The 15495-nt window shown below is 69.0% G+C and carries 14 protein-coding genes; 10 read left to right on the top strand and 4 right to left on the bottom strand.

Annotated features, from left to right (window positions below; genetic code table 11):
- Window positions 1–65: 65 nt before the first annotated feature.
- Complete coding sequence (locus tag ABT115_RS28655) at window positions 66–2057, bottom strand: ABC transporter ATP-binding protein (protein WP_351795712.1); 1992 nt, start codon at window positions 2055–2057, stop codon at window positions 66–68.
- Window positions 2058–2577: 520 nt separating this feature from the next.
- Here ABT115_RS28655 and ABT115_RS28650 point away from each other — a divergent pair.
- Entirely contained in the window at window positions 2578–3591 is a 1014-nt protein-coding gene (locus tag ABT115_RS28650) for a phosphotransferase (protein ID WP_351795709.1), read from the top strand.
- Window positions 3592–3833: 242 nt separating this feature from the next.
- Window positions 3834–4280 (top strand): nitroreductase family deazaflavin-dependent oxidoreductase, encoded by a 447-nt coding sequence (locus ABT115_RS28645; protein WP_351795706.1) that lies wholly within the window; start codon window positions 3834–3836, stop codon window positions 4278–4280.
- A 71-nt stretch (window positions 4281–4351) separates the two neighbouring features.
- Here ABT115_RS28645 and ABT115_RS28640 read toward each other — a convergent pair whose 3' ends face one another.
- Window positions 4352–5083 (bottom strand): flavodoxin family protein, encoded by a 732-nt coding sequence (locus ABT115_RS28640; RefSeq protein ID WP_351795703.1) that lies wholly within the window; start codon window positions 5081–5083, stop codon window positions 4352–4354.
- Between the two features lie 310 nt (window positions 5084–5393).
- Between ABT115_RS28640 and ABT115_RS28635 the strand changes: the two genes are divergently transcribed.
- From ABT115_RS28635 to ABT115_RS28620, 4 genes are all read left to right on the top strand, one after another.
- Window positions 5394–6071, top strand: a complete 678-nt coding sequence (locus ABT115_RS28635; protein ID WP_351795700.1) for an ABC transporter permease — start codon at window positions 5394–5396, stop codon at window positions 6069–6071.
- Window positions 6068–6745, top strand: coding sequence for an ABC transporter permease (locus tag ABT115_RS28630; protein WP_351795697.1), 678 nt, complete (start codon window positions 6068–6070; stop codon window positions 6743–6745). The genes ABT115_RS28635 and ABT115_RS28630 overlap by 4 nt, the downstream gene beginning before the upstream one ends.
- Complete coding sequence (locus ABT115_RS28625) at window positions 6742–7695, top strand: ABC transporter substrate-binding protein (RefSeq protein ID WP_351795694.1); 954 nt, start codon at window positions 6742–6744, stop codon at window positions 7693–7695. Before ABT115_RS28630 ends, ABT115_RS28625 begins: the two co-directional genes overlap by 4 nt.
- Window positions 7696–7849: 154 nt before the next feature.
- The gene (locus ABT115_RS28620; RefSeq protein ID WP_351795691.1) at window positions 7850–8125 is read left to right on the top strand and encodes a DUF2087 domain-containing protein; all 276 of its coding nucleotides are present in this window, start codon (window positions 7850–7852) and stop codon (window positions 8123–8125) included.
- Window positions 8126–8165: 40 nt separating this feature from the next.
- Here ABT115_RS28620 and ABT115_RS28615 read toward each other — a convergent pair whose 3' ends face one another.
- Window positions 8166–9329, bottom strand: coding sequence for an ABC transporter ATP-binding protein (locus ABT115_RS28615; protein ID WP_351795689.1), 1164 nt, complete (start codon window positions 9327–9329; stop codon window positions 8166–8168).
- Window positions 9330–9541: 212 nt separating this feature from the next.
- On the opposite strand from ABT115_RS28615, the gene ABT115_RS28610 reads away from it, so the two are divergent.
- Window positions 9542–9820 (top strand): metal-sensitive transcriptional regulator, encoded by a 279-nt coding sequence (locus ABT115_RS28610; protein WP_351795686.1) that lies wholly within the window; start codon window positions 9542–9544, stop codon window positions 9818–9820.
- Window positions 9821–9972: 152 nt separating this feature from the next.
- On the opposite strand, the gene ABT115_RS28605 is transcribed toward ABT115_RS28610, so the two are convergent.
- The gene (locus ABT115_RS28605; protein WP_351795684.1) at window positions 9973–10719 is read right to left on the bottom strand and encodes a sulfite exporter TauE/SafE family protein; all 747 of its coding nucleotides are present in this window, start codon (window positions 10717–10719) and stop codon (window positions 9973–9975) included.
- A 391-nt stretch (window positions 10720–11110) separates the two neighbouring features.
- Here ABT115_RS28605 and ABT115_RS28600 point away from each other — a divergent pair, with 391 nt between their 5' ends.
- The 3 genes from ABT115_RS28600 to ABT115_RS28590 all read left to right on the top strand — a co-directional run bounded on the left by ABT115_RS28600 (window position 11111) and on the right by ABT115_RS28590 (window position 15373).
- Window positions 11111–13795, top strand: coding sequence for a glycoside hydrolase family 84 protein (locus ABT115_RS28600; protein WP_351795681.1), 2685 nt, complete (start codon window positions 11111–11113; stop codon window positions 13793–13795).
- Window positions 13796–14063: 268 nt separating this feature from the next.
- On the top strand, window positions 14064–14189 hold the full coding sequence (locus tag ABT115_RS28595; RefSeq protein ID WP_351795753.1) for a hypothetical protein: 126 nt from the start codon (window positions 14064–14066) through the stop codon (window positions 14187–14189).
- Window positions 14186–15373, top strand: coding sequence for an acyl-CoA dehydrogenase family protein (locus ABT115_RS28590; RefSeq protein ID WP_351795679.1), 1188 nt, complete (start codon window positions 14186–14188; stop codon window positions 15371–15373). The genes ABT115_RS28595 and ABT115_RS28590 overlap by 4 nt, the downstream gene beginning before the upstream one ends.
- Window positions 15374–15495 lie beyond the last annotated feature (122 nt).

Here is a 15495-nt window from a genome sequence, read left to right as displayed (position 1 = left end):
GGATTTGGCGACTCTGATTCCTGTCTCCCTTCCGGGCGTGGGGCGTTGGTCAGCAGGATCTCGACTCACGCTTGGTTGCGGGCAGTCGGCGTGCTCTGGTGCGGGAGGAGGGCATCCTTGGAGGCCGCGTACTGGGCGGCCTGGGTGCGGAACATGGAGGCGTAGCGGCCACCGGCCGCGATCAGTTCGTCGTGGGTGCCGTGCTCGGCCAGGCGACCCCTGTTCAGCACGTAGATGGTGTCGGCGTGGCGGACGCCGGACATGCGGTGGGTCACCAGCACGACCGCCCGATGGGGGCCGGCGAGCTGTCGGATCCGGTCGAACGCGGCGATCTCTGCTTCGGGGTCCAGCGCCGAGGTCGGCTCATCAACGATCAGGACACTGTCGGCTGCGCAGGTCTCCGTGCGCCAGTGCGTGCGGGCCAGGCCGATCTTCTGCCACTCGCCACCGGAGATCTCCGAAGCGCCGCGGAACATCCGGGCCAGCAGCGTCGCCAGACCGTGGGGGAGCTTCGCGACGACCGGCGACGCTCCGGCGTACTCGACCGAACGCTCCAGTTCCTCGTCTGTGGCGGCCTGGTGGGGGCGTCCGATGCGGATGTTCATCGCGGCGGTCACCGGCCACCGTTCGAAATCCTGCGTCAGCAGCGACACCCGCTCGAAGATCTGCGCCCGGTCGAGATCGGCCTCGTCCACACCACCCCAGCACACGGAACCGCTCTGGGGCAGCAGCAACCCGGCGACGACCTTCATCAGGGTGCTCTTGCCCGAACCGTTCTCGCCGACGACCGCGGTCACCGACCCCATGCGGAGTGACAGGGACACCCCGTCGAGGGCGGGCTCGTCGCGGTCCGGGTAGCGGTATGTCACCTTCTCCAGTACGACTGCGCCGACTTGATCAGGAACATTTGGACCGCCGGTGGGGATGGCGCGGCGGGCCGCTTCGTTGAGGAACCGGTCATGGTCCTGGACGTAGAGACTCTCCTCGTGGAGCCGGTTGATGTTCATGACCAGGCCGCCGAGGTTCGCCGAGCCTGAGCGGACCGCGACGACGGCCGTTCCCGCGACGGCGAGTTCCATGTGTCCGGACACGATCAGCCAGCCCAGGACGGCGTACGTCCCGACCATGGCGGCTCCGGACATGCCTGCGGCCACGAGTTCGGTGAGGCCCTTGCCCGTGGCGAGCCGCTTCTGTTCCGTCTCGGCGCTTTCGGCCATGTCCTTGTACCGCTCCAGCAGGAACCGGCCCACCGCGTGGATGCGCACCTCCGGAGCCGCACTGCGGGACGTGAGAAGTGTGCCGATCAGACGGCTCGCCCGTACGTGCTCGATCCAGGTCATCACCGACACGTACCGCTCCTGCGCCACCCGCATCGCGCCCCAGCCGCGGGGCGCGGCGATCAGCACCAGCATCGGCAGCAGCGCCGGGTGCAGAACGGTGAGGACGCTGCCGGTGGCGAGGAGGGACATGGTGCCGTTCAGGGCGGCGACGCAGGCGCCGATCATCCGCCGGGCAGAGGCTGCTCCGTACTGCGCGACATCGATGAGCCGGCGGAACTCCGGATCCTCGATCGCCTCCAGCTCCACCGCCGCCGCGGCGGCCAGGTACTCCGTGGTGGCCAGCCGCTCCACCAGAGGCTCCAGTCGGCCCGCCCGAGACGTGGACCAGCACGCCAGACACGCGCTGATCACCGCGATCGCCCCGGCCGCGACAATCGCGGGCAGCGCCTCGTACAGCCGGTCGACCGGGGCCTTCGTACCGAGCAGGGCGTGCATCACGGCATTGACCGCGAGCAGTCCGACCGCCGCAGCGACACCTTGTCCGATCTCACTCACGGCGAGCGTCACCAGAGCCGGACGATCGGCTTGCCAGGCTCGTCGAAGGGTGGCACCGACCAGCCTGGGTAATACGCGCACCGCCTCCAGCATGGTCAGGTCCAGCGTTGAGAACTCATGCTCGGACCAGCCCGTGTCGTAGCGCAGAGGCCCGCCGAAGAGTTCCTTCTCGCTCGCGGAGACGGTCGGCTCGGCCATACGTACGCGCCGGAAGACCTTCATGCCACACCCGCTTCCTGTTTCTGCGTCGACTCCTCAGTGAGCGTGACCGTGGGACGGAGCGGAGCTGGCGCTGCGTCAACGCGACGCTTTGAAGGCGGTGGATCCGAAGGGCGATTCTCGAACGCGAGGTGACGGGTGGCGCGGGTGGGACGGAGACTCACGGTTCCTCCTCGAAGTCGGCCGTACCGGACGTGTGATCGGGAAAACGTGCTGCAAGCGGACTCGTCACGGGGCACGGCGGACGAATCGTCGGGCAAAATTTAGAATCATTCTGGTGGGGCTTGCGGGTGCTGGCGAGGAGGGCGTGATGTTGCGTTCGATTCACTCGCCGGGGGCCTGACACCTGATCGAGGGATTGCGTTGCTGCGGCGAAGCCGCAGCCCGGGCCCGCCGCGCGGCCTGTGCCCACTGTTTTCCGTGCCGTCCCCGGAAGACACGGCGGCTGCCCCTGCGGTGTGCGGAACGTACGGTCGATGAAAACCAGGTGAAGGCCCGGCAGTTACGATGATGGAGTGGTGCGATGCAATGTGATGCGCCGGAAATCGTGGACCGAGGGCAGTACCCCGGTGCGGTGACGCCCTGGGAACAAGAGGCCTGGCGGGAGGAGGCCCTCGGATGGGCGGAGCGCGGGCTCGCCGCTCACGGGCTGCGTGAGACCGGGCAATGGAAGGTGAGGCTCCGGCCGTGGTCCGTGCTGGTGCGGATGTCCGTCGAGGGACTCGACGCCGTCTGGTTCAAGGCCAACCCGCCTGCCAGCGCCTTCGAGGCGGGGCTGACCGAGGCATTGGCCCGCTGGGTACCCGAGTACGTGTTGAAGCCGCTCGCTGTCGACGCAGGCCGCGGCTGGTCGCTGCTCCCGGACGGCGGCGCGCTCTTCAGGGACGTGCTCGACTCGACTCGTGGCACCGCCGACCCGCATGCATGGGAGGAGCCGGTGCGCCAATACGCCGCAATGCAACGCACACTTGTGCCGTACGCGGAGGAGATCGAACTGCTCGGTGTCCCCAGCGCGCGCACGACTGCGCTCCCCATGACCTTCGACCGGGTCGTCGACGGCAACACCGCACTGGAACCCGCTGATCTCAAGGCGTTGCGCGAGCTGCGGCCACGCCTCGCGGAGTGGTGCGAGGAACTTGCGGGTGCGGGCATCGCCGATACGCTCGACCACTCGGATCTGCATGACGGTCAGCTCTTCGCATCAGGTCCGGGCCGCTTCACCTTCTTCGACTGGGGCGACGCGGCCGTTGCCCATCCCTTCTGCAGCTTTCTGGTGCCCTCGCGTGCAGCCCGCGAGCGGTTCGGGCCCGAGGTGCTGCTCCGGCTTCGGGACGCCTATCTGGAACCGTGGGAGGGCAACGGCCGTACGAAGGCGGAATTGCGGCGTGCGGTGAGTCTGGCGTGGCGACTCGGGGCGATCGGACGGGCCTGCTCCTGGGGACGTCTCTTCCCCGGTGCGTCCGACAGTGTGGGGGCAGCAGGTGACGCGGAGGGCGCCCGCTGGTTGCTTGAGCTCTTCACCGAGCCACCGCTGTAGCGGCAACCGCGTCGGCCAGGGAACCTTTCGCGTACGACACGCTCGTGCATGTCGCAGCCGATTCTGCTCGGTCGTGAATGTCGAGCCGGGGCGGGTCGGCGGCTGTCCGGAGGCCAGGCGACGCGGATCCGCCCGGCGCCGGGCGGACGGAATGATGAAAGAGTTGGCGGAGCAGCGGGACGCACCGGTGCCCGCATGTCCGTGTGTCTGCGTAACCGAATGTCGACGATGGGACAGATGCCATGCCTCTCAAGGGCGAGTACGAGCCGAGCCCCGCGCAGTGGGTCCGCGATCAGGTCGAGCTGTTCGAGAGCTCCGGCGGGACGGAGGGGACCACGATGCGGGGCCTGCCCGTCATCATCCTGACCACCCGCGGGGCCAAGAGCGGCAAGATCCGCAAGACCCCGCTCATGCGGGTCGAGCACAACGGCACGTACGCCGTGGTCGCCTCGCAGGGTGGCGCGCCCAAACACCCCGTCTGGTACCACAACATCGTGGCCGACCCCCGTGTGGAGCTGCAGGACGGCCCGGTCCGGCAGGACATGAACGCCCGTGAGGTCACCGGCGACGAGAAGACGGTGTGGTGGCAGCGCGCGGTCGAGGCGTTCCCCGACTACGCCGACTACCAGCTCAAGACCGACCGGCAGATTCCAGTCTTCGTCCTGGAGCCGACAGCCGACCAGCACTGACGACCGTCCGCGGGAGGCACGGGCCGGACGCCCCCCGCCTCCCCGGATGCGGCCTCGGGAGCTGGGCGCGGTCAGCGGTGCTCCGGATTGGGGTAGTCCGAGCGGCAGCCGGCATCCCACTCGGAGCGCTGGTTGCCGTGGGCCGGGATGCCGTTCGCACGCCTCAGCATCGTGGCGAGATGCATCAGGTTCCAGGCCATGAAAGAGGTGTTGCGGTTGGTGAAGTCGTTCTCCGGACCGCCCGAGCCGGCGTCCAGATACGACGGGCCGGGCCCTGCCTCCCCGATCCAGCCCGCATCGGCCTGCGGAGGGATCGTGTAGCCGAGGTGCTGAAGGCTGTAGAGCAGGTTCATCGCGCAGTGCTTGACCCCGTCCTCGTTCCCGGTGATCAGACAGCCGCCCACCCGGCCGTAATACGCGTACTGGCCCTGGTCGTTGAGGATGCTGGAACAGGCGTAGAGGCGCTCGACGACCCGTTTCATCACCGAGCTGTTGTCGCCCAGCCAGATCGGCCCGCACAGAACCAGGATGTCGGCGGCCAATACCTTCTCGTACAGCTCGGGCCAGGCGTCCGTCTGCCAGCCGTGCTCCCTCATGTCCGGCCAGACGCCGGTCGCGATGTCGTGGTCGATAGCCCGGACCACCTCGGTGGTGACGCCGTGCTCCTCCATGATCGCGCGGCTGTGGTCGATCAGCCCCTGCGTATTGCTGGTCTCCGGGGAGCGCTTGAGCGTGCAGTTGAGGTAGAGGGCGCGCAGATCGTCGAAGCGGTAGGTGTCATCGGTGCGGCCGGGCGACGACATGCGAGGGCTCCTCGGTATCTGTACGGGGAAGTGGCGTGAACCCCGGTCTACCGTCATGTGCGTCCGTACCGGGCGGTAGGCGCGCGGGTGCCCCCCCATACGCAGCAAGTCCGGCCTGGTCATCCGGCGGATGCGCTCGGCGCTCCGGTCGTGCCTGTCGCAGGCGTGTTATTGCGGGTCGCTGCCGCACGGCTCGGCGGTGCCGCCACCCGCCCGTCCGTCCGCGTCATACGCGTACGACCCCCACACGGTCCCCCGGACAGTCGATCACGACGCGCGTGCGCCCGCCCTGCCACGCTCCAATGGACGGGTGACCGCGCCCCCCGACGACTGCCTCGCGCGCAATGAGTGGCTCTGCGGTGCCTACCTGACCAGCCGTCGCGAGATTCTCTGGGACGCGGTCGTCCAGCACCTCCAGCTCACCGCGGTCTCCGTACTCACCGGGCTTGTCATCGCCGTCCCGCTCGCCCTCGCGGCGCGCCACCGGCGCTGGGCGGCCGGGCCGGTCCTCGGCGTGACGACCATCCTCTACACCGTGCCGTCGCTCGCCATGTTCTCGCTGCTGCTGCCCGTGTACGGACTGTCCGCCTCGCTCGTCGTCGCCGGACTCGTCCTGTACTCGCTCACCCTTCTCGTCAGGAACATCCTCGCCGGACTGCGCGCCGTGCCCGAGGAGACCAAGCAGGCCGCACGTGGTATGGGGTACGGCCCCGTGCGGTTGCTCGTCGCGGTGGAGCTCCCCCTTGCACTGCCGGCCGCCATGGCCGGACTGCGTATCGCGACCGTCTCCGTGGTCTCCCTGGTCACGGTCGGAGCGATCGTCGGCTACGGCGGACTCGGCAACCTCATCTACTCCGGGATGAACACGTACTTCAAGGCCCAGGTGCTCACCGCCTCCGTCCTCTGCGTCGTCATCGCCGTCGCTGCCGACCTGTCGCTCCTGCTCGCGCAACGATTCCTGACCCCGTGGACCCGGAGGAAGTCGTGAACACCCTCGCCGACGCCTGGTCCTGGCTCACGACTCCGGCGCACTGGTCCGGCGACAGCGGCATCTGGAACCGCCTCGGCCAGCATCTGTTCCTCACTGTCGTCTGCCTGCTGATCAGCTGTCTGATCGCGCTGCCCACCGGCCTGCTCCTCGGCCATCTCGGCAAGGGCGGCGCGCTCGCCGTCAACATCTCCAACGCCGGCCGGGCCGTACCCACCTTCGCCGTGCTGGTGCTGCTGCTCCTCACCCCGATCGGCGGGCACGGCGAGTGGCCGACCATCATCGCCCTTGTCCTCTTTGCCGTACCGCCGCTACTCACCAACGCCTACGTCGGAATGCGTGAAGTCGACCGTGATGTCGTACAGGCTGCCACGGGAATGGGCATGACGGGCAGACAGTTGATGCTGGGTGTCGAGGTGCCGCTCGCCCTGCCGCTGATCCTCACCGGCGTACGGATCGCCGCCGTTCAGCTCGTCGCCACCGCTACCCTCGCGGCGCTTGCGGGCGGCGGGGGACTCGGCCGCATCATCACCGCGGGCTTCAACCTCGCCTCCACCGCGCAGGTGGTCGCCGGGGCCGTTCTGGTCGCCGCATTCGCCCTGATTGTCGAAGGGCTCTTCGAAGTGGCAGAACGGCTTGCCCCCGACCGGTTCCGCGGCAAGGAATCCGGATGAGGCCACGAAGGGCCTTGCGCGTGCTCCCGGCGCTCCTGCTGTCGGCGACCGCCTGCACCACGGGGCCCTCGCTGGAGAGCCAGGGCGAGGTCACCGCGCCGCCGGGCGACAGCAAACACCTCACCATCGGCTCCGCTGGCTTCACCGAGAGCGATCTGCTCGCCCAGATGTACGCGCTGCTGCTCGGCCGGGCCGGCTACTCCACGAAGATCATCTCCGTCACCAACCGGGAGATCTACGAACCGGCGCTGGAGAGCGGCCAGATCGACGTCGTACCGGAGTACGCCGCCACCTTCGCCGACTGGCTGAACGCCAAGAAGAACGGCGCCGACGCAGCCCCCGTCGGTTCCCCCGACCTTGCCGCCACGATGAAGGCCCTGCGCACCCTCGCCGCACCCCGTGGCCTCACCGTCCTTGATCCCGGGCGGGCCGTCGACCAGAACGCCTTCGCGGTCGCCGCCCCGTACGCGGCGAAGCACCACCTGAAGACCCTCAGTGACCTCGGAAGATCCGGGCTGCCCGTGCGTCTGGCCGCCGGCGACGAATGCGTACAGCGTCCCTACTGCGTACCCGGGCTGAAGAAGACGTACGGCATCCGCATCACGGCCGTGGACCCCAAGGGTGTCGGCACCACCCAGGCCAAACAGGCCGTCCGGAACGGTCGGGACCAGATGGTCCTGACCACCACCACCGACGCCACCCTCGACGATTTCGGCCTCGTACTGCTCGGCGACGACAAGCACCTGCAGAACGCCGACTACCTCGTCCCCGTCGTCAACCGGTCCCGGGCGGGCAGCGATGGCGTACGCAAGGCGCTGGGCAAGCTCAACACCGTGCTGACGACGGCCGACCTGGCCCGGCTCAACGAGCAGGTCGACAGCTGGCGACGGCTGCCCGAGGATGTGGCACGCAATTATCTGGAGTCCGAGAACCTCATCCCGCGCGGCTGAGGGCTGTTGCGTAATCCGTGGTGGATCAGCGCGCGGCGTCGGTTGCGGTGCGTCGCCAGGCGCAGGGACGTCGGCCCGGCATGGTTCCGTCGGCCATCGAGGGTGAAGCGAAAACGCCTTGCCCGCAGGCCGGATGCCTGCGACGCTCCCTCCCATGTCTGACAACGATTCAAGCGGTTCGCACCAGGTCACGGCGCTCTTCTCGCACGGCCGTCTGACGGCGATCCCCCGCAAGGCGGCCCGCCGCGAGCAACTGCTGGTCCACCTCGCCGAGACGCTGTTCGAGCGGGACCGGATCTACACCGAACGTGAGGTCAACGAAGCACTGCTCACGGTGCACGATGACTGCTCGGCGCTGCGTCGCTACCTGGTCGTCGCCGGCCTGATGGTCCGCCCCAAGGACGGCAGCAGCTACCGGCGCGGGCGGTAGGGCGAGTCCTGACCGGTGGGGGCGTCGCACAGCACGCGCCCTACGCGTTCGCCACCGAGTCGAACTGCACCTCGTCCCGGCCCACTCCCCGTGCGTCCGCGTCCACCGAGCGGCGCAGTGCCTCGTGGAGTTTGGCCGGCGTCAGCACGCCGAGGAACCGTGACCCGTCCAGCACCGCGACCCACCCGGCGTCGCGCTTCAGCATCTCGCTGAACGCCTGCTTCAGCGGCGCACCGACCGGCACCCAGGCGTCCATCCGGCGGGCCAGCTCGCCGACCGTGCCGCTTTCCCCGGCGATCCGCAGCGCATCCGCCGATACCCAGCCGTGCAGGTCGCCCTCATCGTTCAGCACCACCGCCCAGCGGGCACCCGCACTGCTCAGCTGTGCCGCCGCAGACCTGACCGGCTCGTTCAGCCGGGCGATCGGCGGTTCATCCAGATCGTCCGGCTCGATCGTGGTGACCGAAAGGCGCTTCAGACCCCGGTCGGCGCCTACGAACTGCGCCACATACGGGGTCGCGGGAGTCCCGAGCACGGCGCCCGGGCTGTCGAACTGCTCGATGTGCCCTGCGCCGTAAACCGCGATCCGGTCGCCCATCCGGACTGCTTCCTCGATGTCATGGGTGACCATCAGCACTGTCTTCCTCACCGTCGCCTGCAGGCTCAGGAATTCGTTCTGCAGCCGCTCCCGCACCACCGGGTCGACCGCGCCGAACGGTTCATCCATCAGCAGCACCGGCGGGTCGGCGGCCAACGCCCTGGCCACTCCGACCCGTTGACGCTGGCCCCCGGAGAGCTGGGCGGGGTAGCGGGAGCCGTACGTCTTCGGATCGAGCCCCACCAGATCCAGCAGCTCGGCCGCCCGCTCCCGGGCCCTCGCCCGCTTCCAGCCGACGAGTGCGGGGACCGTCGCGGTGTTGTCGAGGATCGTGCGGTGGGGGAAGAGACCGACCTGCTGGATGACATAGCCGATCCGGCGGCGCAGCTTCACCGGATCGACGCCGGAGATGTCCTCGCCGTTGACCAGGATCCGGCCCGACGACGGCTCGATCAGCCGGTTCACCATCATCATCGTGGTGGTCTTGCCGCAGCCGGACGGTCCGACCAGGGTGACGAGTTCCCCCTCGGCGACATCGAAGGAAAGGCCGTCGACCGCGCTCGTACCGTCCGGATAGACCTTGCTGACCTGCTCGAACCGGATCATGCCAGGACGGTAGGAGGCTTCCCGGCATGCCGCACACGGGCCGCGGCTGTCCGGGTCACGGCCATGTGCTGAACTGTCCGTGGAACATCTGATTCAAGAGCACCTTGTGAGCAGCACGACGGTCTGCGCGCGGGCGGACCGCGCGTAGGACTCTCGTTCTCTCCTTCCCCATTCAGGTAGAATACCCCTTGGGGTATCAGGAGGAGGACGTTGTGGAACTCGACATGGCGGCGGACGAACTGAAGTCGGTCCTCAACCGCCTTCGCCGCGCACAGGGCCAGCTCGCCGGGGTCATCAGGATGATCGAGGAGGGCCGGGACTGCGAGGACGTCATCACACAGATGGCGGCCGTTTCCCGAGCGCTCGACCGGGCCGGTTTCGCGATCATCGCGACAGGCCTGCAGCACTGCATGGTCGACGGTGACAGCGAGCCCGCGGACCGCGACCAGATGCGGGCGCGGCTGGAGAAGCTCTTTCTCTCGCTGGCCTGAGCTGAGAGGCTGCCGGGTGGCCTTCGATCGGAAGGCGGACGCGTTCTGGTGCGTGCGCTCCAGGGCGTGGCCGCCCGATCAGAGGTCACCCGACAGCCTCTGAGCCAGGAGCCGTAGGTCGGGGCTGGTGGCCGACGGGGTGATGCCGTGGCTCACAGCACGGCGTCGACGAGCATGAACACGGCCACGGCCAGCAGTACCGCACCGAATGTCCGTTGCAACGCGGCCGTGGACACCTTCGCCGCCAGGCGCTGCCCGTCCCAGGCCCCGAGCACCGCCGCCGCCGTGAACGGGGCGATCACCGCCCAGTCCAGCGCCGTGGGCGTGGCGAGGCGGGTGACCAGGGCGGCCGTGGAGTTCACCGTGATGACCAGCAGGCTGGTACCGACCGCCGCAGTCATCGGGACAGCCACTACGGTGACCAGGGCAGGCACCGCGAGAAACCCGCCGCCCACGCCGAGAAACCCGGTCACGGCACCGAGACCGGCGCCCGCCCGCGCGGCCCGCCCGGCGGGCGCGGGGCGCTGTGGCGCGGGCTCGGCCCGGGGGCGGAGCATCCGTACCGCGGCGACCGCAGCGAGCCCGGCGAACGCAGCAGTCAGCACCCCGGAAGGAATCCGCACGGACAGCGCCCCGGCGAGCGCAGCCGGAACGATTCCGGCTGCCGCGAAGAGCCCGCCCGTACGCCAGCGGACCGTGCCCTTTCTGGCGTGGGCGATCAGCCCGGTGAGGGACGTGATGATGACGATGAGCAGGCCGGCGGTGGTGGCGGCGGCCGGGGTGAAGCCGAGCAGGTAGATCAGCGCGGGGACGGCGAGAACGCTTCCACCGCCGCCCAGCCCGCCGAGCGCCAGACCCACCACCGCACCGGCGGTCAGTGCCAGGATCAGCGTGGTCATGCGACGGTGCCCGCCGCCCCGTGCCGGCTGGCCGGATAACTGCGGTTTTTGAGGCCCGCTGTCTTCATGATGTCGACGACAAACACTCATGACTCCTTCCGTTCGATTTACCCCAGGGGGTATCTGTTGTCCAGGCTAACATTGATACCCCGTGGGGTATTCCGCCACCTTTCCTGGTTCCGAGTCGCCATGCGTTACCAGTACCACCCGGCCGTCGTTCAGGGATGCACCATGTTCTCTGTCGTGCATGCGTGGGTACCGCTTCTGAGTGCAAAGCCCCAGGTCCACGTGTTGATGTTGTCCAGACCATTGACATGTCGGCGACACGATGTTGAATTCGGTGGTGTTGTGTTGTGTGACTCCGGTGACTTGAGTGATCAATGGAGGACCAGTGACGCCTCGCCCACCCCGTCTCACCGCGCTCGGCACGGCGGCGACCCTGCTCGCCGGCGGTCTGCTGGCCACCGTGCCGCCCGCCCAGGCAGCCGACAGCACCCGGGCCGCCACCCCGGCGACGGCCGCGGCGGGTCAGCGGACGCCAGCCATCACGCCGACCCCGCAGTCCGTGAAGAACCGACCCGACGGGATCACCATCAGCCCCACCGTCACCCTGGTGGCGGGCGCAACCTCCGACGAGCCGTCCCTCAAGGTGGTGGAGACCGCTCTGCGCAGGGCCGGCGCCCTGCGCGTCGTACGCAGCGACAGACCCGCCAGGAGTGGTCTCACCGTCCATGTCGGTGACTCCGCCGCGCTCGCTGCCCAGCACCTCGACGGCCCGTCCGCGCTGCCCGCCGACGGCTATGTCCTCGGCATCGGCGCCGGTCGCATCGTCCTCGCCGGGAAGGACTCGACCGGCACGTACTACGCCGCGCAGACTCTGCGTCAGGTCCTGCCGCGGGCGAATCGTCCGGGTGCCGAGGTGTCCGGACTCGCCGTACGCGACTGGCCCGGCACCGCACTGCGTGGCGTCATCGAGGGCTTTTACGGCACCCCGTGGTCGCACGAGGCCCGGCTCGACCAGCTCGACTACTACGGCGAGCACAAGATGAACATCTATGTGTACTCGCCGAAGGACGACCCGTATCTCCGCGAGAAGTGGCGCGACGCCTATCCCGCCGACCGGCTGGCCCAGATCAAGGAGCTCACCGACCGAGCCGTCCAGCGGCATGTGGAGTTCACGTACGCACTGTCGCCCGGCCTTTCCGTCTGTTACAGCTCGGACGCCGACGCCAAGGCGCTGGTCGACAAGTTCCAGACGATCTGGGACATCGGCGTACGGACCTTCGCCGTGCCGCTCGACGACATCAGCTACACCAACTGGAACTGTGCCGGGGACCGGGAGAAGTGGGGGACGGGCGGCGGTGCGGCGGGCGCGGCGCAGGCCTATCTGCTCAACCGGGTCAACAAGGAGTTCATCTCCACCCACCCCGGAGCCCAGCCGCTCCAGATGGTGCCCACCGAGTACTACAACGTCTCCGCGTCGCCGTACAAGAAGGCGCTGTCCGAGCAGCTCGACCCCGATGTCCTCGTCGAATGGACCGGTGTCGGCGTCGTCGCGCCGACCATGACTGTCGCTCAGGCCGAGGCCGCCCGCACGGTCTTCAACCACCCGATCCTGACGTGGGACAACTACCCGGTCAATGACTACGCGACCAACCGGCTGCTGCTCGGCCCGTTCAACGGACGGGAGAAGGGGCTGCCCGGCAAGCTGGCGGGCATCACTGCCAACCCGATGATCCAGCCGTACGCCTCGAAGATCGCCCTGCATACCGTTTCCGACTACGCCTGGAACGACGCCGCCTACGACCCCCGCACCTCATGGGGCGAGGGACTGAAGGAGTACGCGGGCGGCGACCCGCGCACCCAGAAGGCACTGCGGGCCTTCGCCGACATCAACTACAGCTCGGCCCTCAACAAGGACCAGGCCCCCGAACTGGCGGCGGCGTTCGCCGAGTACTGGAAAGCCGGTGACGCCGCCCGGCTCACCTCGGTGCTGGGTACGCTCGGCTCCGCCCCCGGCCGGTTGCGCAGCAGCCTCCCGGACCGTGGCTTCATCGCCGACTCCGGCCCCTGGCTGGATGCGACCGAGTCCTGGGCCACCGCTGCCCGCACCGCCCTGCGCATGGTCGAGGCGGCCCGCGCCGGAAAGGGCGCGCAGGCCTGGGAGCTACGGCAGCAGCTGCCCGCACAGGTCGCCGCGGCGAAGTCGTTCACATACACCGGCCTCGACGGCCGCAAGGTGCCGGTATCCGTTGGCGACGGGGTGCTGGACCGGTTCATCGACGCGGCGAACGCCGAGCACGACCGGATCCTCGGGGTGAGCGGGCGGCCCCTGGCATCGACCAGCCTGGGCACGTACCAGAGCAACACGCTCGCGCGGATGCTGGACGGCGACGACTCCACCTACTTCTGGAGCGACGGCGCGCCCGCCGCAGGTGACCAGATCACCGTGGACCTGGGCCGGACTCGGGACATCGGCGACATAGCCCTCGCCATGGCCAAGCCGGGCAGTGCCGATGACTACCTCCACGAAGGAGTTCTCGAGTACTCGGCCGACGGGCAGAGCTGGCAGCAGCTCACCGCCTTCTCCGGAAAGCCGGACGTCACCGCGACCGTGCCCGCCGGAACGCAGGCCCGCTATGTGCGGGCACGGGCGACCGCGGGCCAGGACAACTGGCTCGTCGTACGGGAGTTCAGCATCGCGACCGAGGAGGGAACGGTGACCGGCGGACCGGCCGCCGCGACCGGATCCTCGCTGCGGGCGGCGTCCGACGGAGTCCTGGGCACCGTCTACCGGGCGGCTCGTGCTCCGGAGGCCGGGGAGTCGCTGGAGGTGGGGCTCGTCGCCGCGCGTCCCCTACGGTCCGTCACCGTCCTGCAGCCGGCCGGGTCGGTGGACCGTGCCGACATCCAACTGCGTGGCACCGACGGAACGTGGCAGACCGTCGGCGCGCTCGACGGCGCGTACACCGAGGTGCCCACCGCGGGCCGCACAGCCGAGGCGGTACGCCTGGTCTGGCATGCCGGGTCTGCGGCGCCGCAGATCGCCGAAGTGGTGGTGGCCGGCCAGAGCTGAGCTGAGGGGCTGTCCGGTGACCTCTGGTCGGGCGACAGCACCTGAGAGCTTCCGGCAGATCACGGCCGGGGTTGCGCCGTCCACCAACCGTGGTTGACCCGTCCCACGCCCGTCCGGCCCGAAGTCCTTCGGGCCGGACGGGCGTGCCCATGTCCGCTTCCGGCCGAGACCGGCACCGGCAGGTTGTTCCCAGAGAATCAAGCGACCGCTTAGTATGCGCCGGAGCAGTGGTAATGCCGACAGTGTTGTGGAGGCCCCTCATGCAGGCATGGCGAGTACACCGGAACGGCGAGCCGAGCGAGGTGATGCGGCGGCCGCGGCCGCCGTCCAGCGGGTCGCCGACCGCACCAGCACCGGCCGGATCGTCGTCCTCCCGTCAGGGGCCGCCCGATGACAACGCCTGACGCGGCCGAACTCCGCCGCCGCACCCAGGACCTGCTCGCCGCACACCCCCCGGCCACCACCGACCGCACCGACTTCCTCAAGGCCCGCTTCGACGCAGGACTCGCCTGGGTGCACTACCCGGCCGGACTCGGCGGACTCGGCGCGCCGCGCTCCCTGCAGCCCGTCGTGGACGCAGAACTCGCCGCCGCGGGCGCCCCCGACAACGATCCACGCCGGATCGGCATCGGCCTCGGCATGGCGGCCCCTACCATCCTCGGCTACGGCACAGACGAGCAGAAGCAGCGCTTCCTGCGGCCGTTGTGGGTCGGCGAGGAGGTCTGGTGCCAGCTCTTCAGCGAACCGGGCGCCGGCTCCGACCTTGCCGCCCTCGGTACCCGCGCCGTCCGCGACGGCGAGGACTGGGTGGTCGACGGACAGAAGGTCTGGACATCCAGCGCCCATCTGGCCCGCTGGGCGATCCTCATCGCCCGTACCGACCCGGACCAGCCCAAGCACCGCGGCATCAGCTACTTCATCTGCGACATGACCGACCCCGGCGTCGAGGTACGGCCGCTGCGCCAGATCACCGGCGAGGCCGAGTTCAACGAGGTCTTCCTGACCGGCGTACGCATTCCGGACAGCAGGCGCCTCGGCCCGGTCGGCGAGGGCTGGAAGGTCGCCCGGACCACCCTGATGAACGAGCGGCTCTCCATCGGCGGGGCACGAATCCCGCGCGAGGGCGGCATGATCGGCCCGGTCGCCCGCACCTGGCGCGAACGTCCCGAACTGCGCACCCACGACCTCCATCAGCGACTGTTGACCCTCTGGGTCGAGGCCGAGGTCGCCAGGCTCACCGGTACCCGGCTGCGCCAGCAGCTCGTCGCCGGACAGCCCGGTCCCGAGGGCTCCGGCATGAAGCTCGCCTTTGCCCGGCTCAACCAGGAGATCAGCGGCCTGGAAGTCGAACTCCTCGGCGATGAGGGCCTGTTGTACAGCGACTGGACCATGCGCCGCCCGGAGTTCGTCGACTTCACCGGACGTGATGCCGGCTACCGCTATCTCCGCTCCAAAGGCAATTCCATCGAGGGCGGCACCAGCGAGGTGCTGCTCAACATCGTCGCCGAGCGCGTTCTCGGCCTGCCCGTCGAGCCGCGCAATGACAAGGACGTCGCCTGGAAGGACTTGGGCCGTTGACTTCCTCCCCCTCGTGGACGAGGGGGATTCCTACGGCTTGCGCCGTGGGGGTTTCTGCTTCGTCGCCGATTGCCCGCCCGGAGAACTCCGTTGAGGTCTTACACCAGCTCCACAGACTGTCA

The sequence above is a fragment of the Streptomyces sp. NPDC001832 genome, assembly GCF_040297265.1.
Lineage (GTDB): Bacteria > Actinomycetota > Actinomycetes > Streptomycetales > Streptomycetaceae > Streptomyces.
Note: the sequence above shows the minus strand (reverse complement) of the source record. Positions and strands in the feature narration are given on the sequence as shown.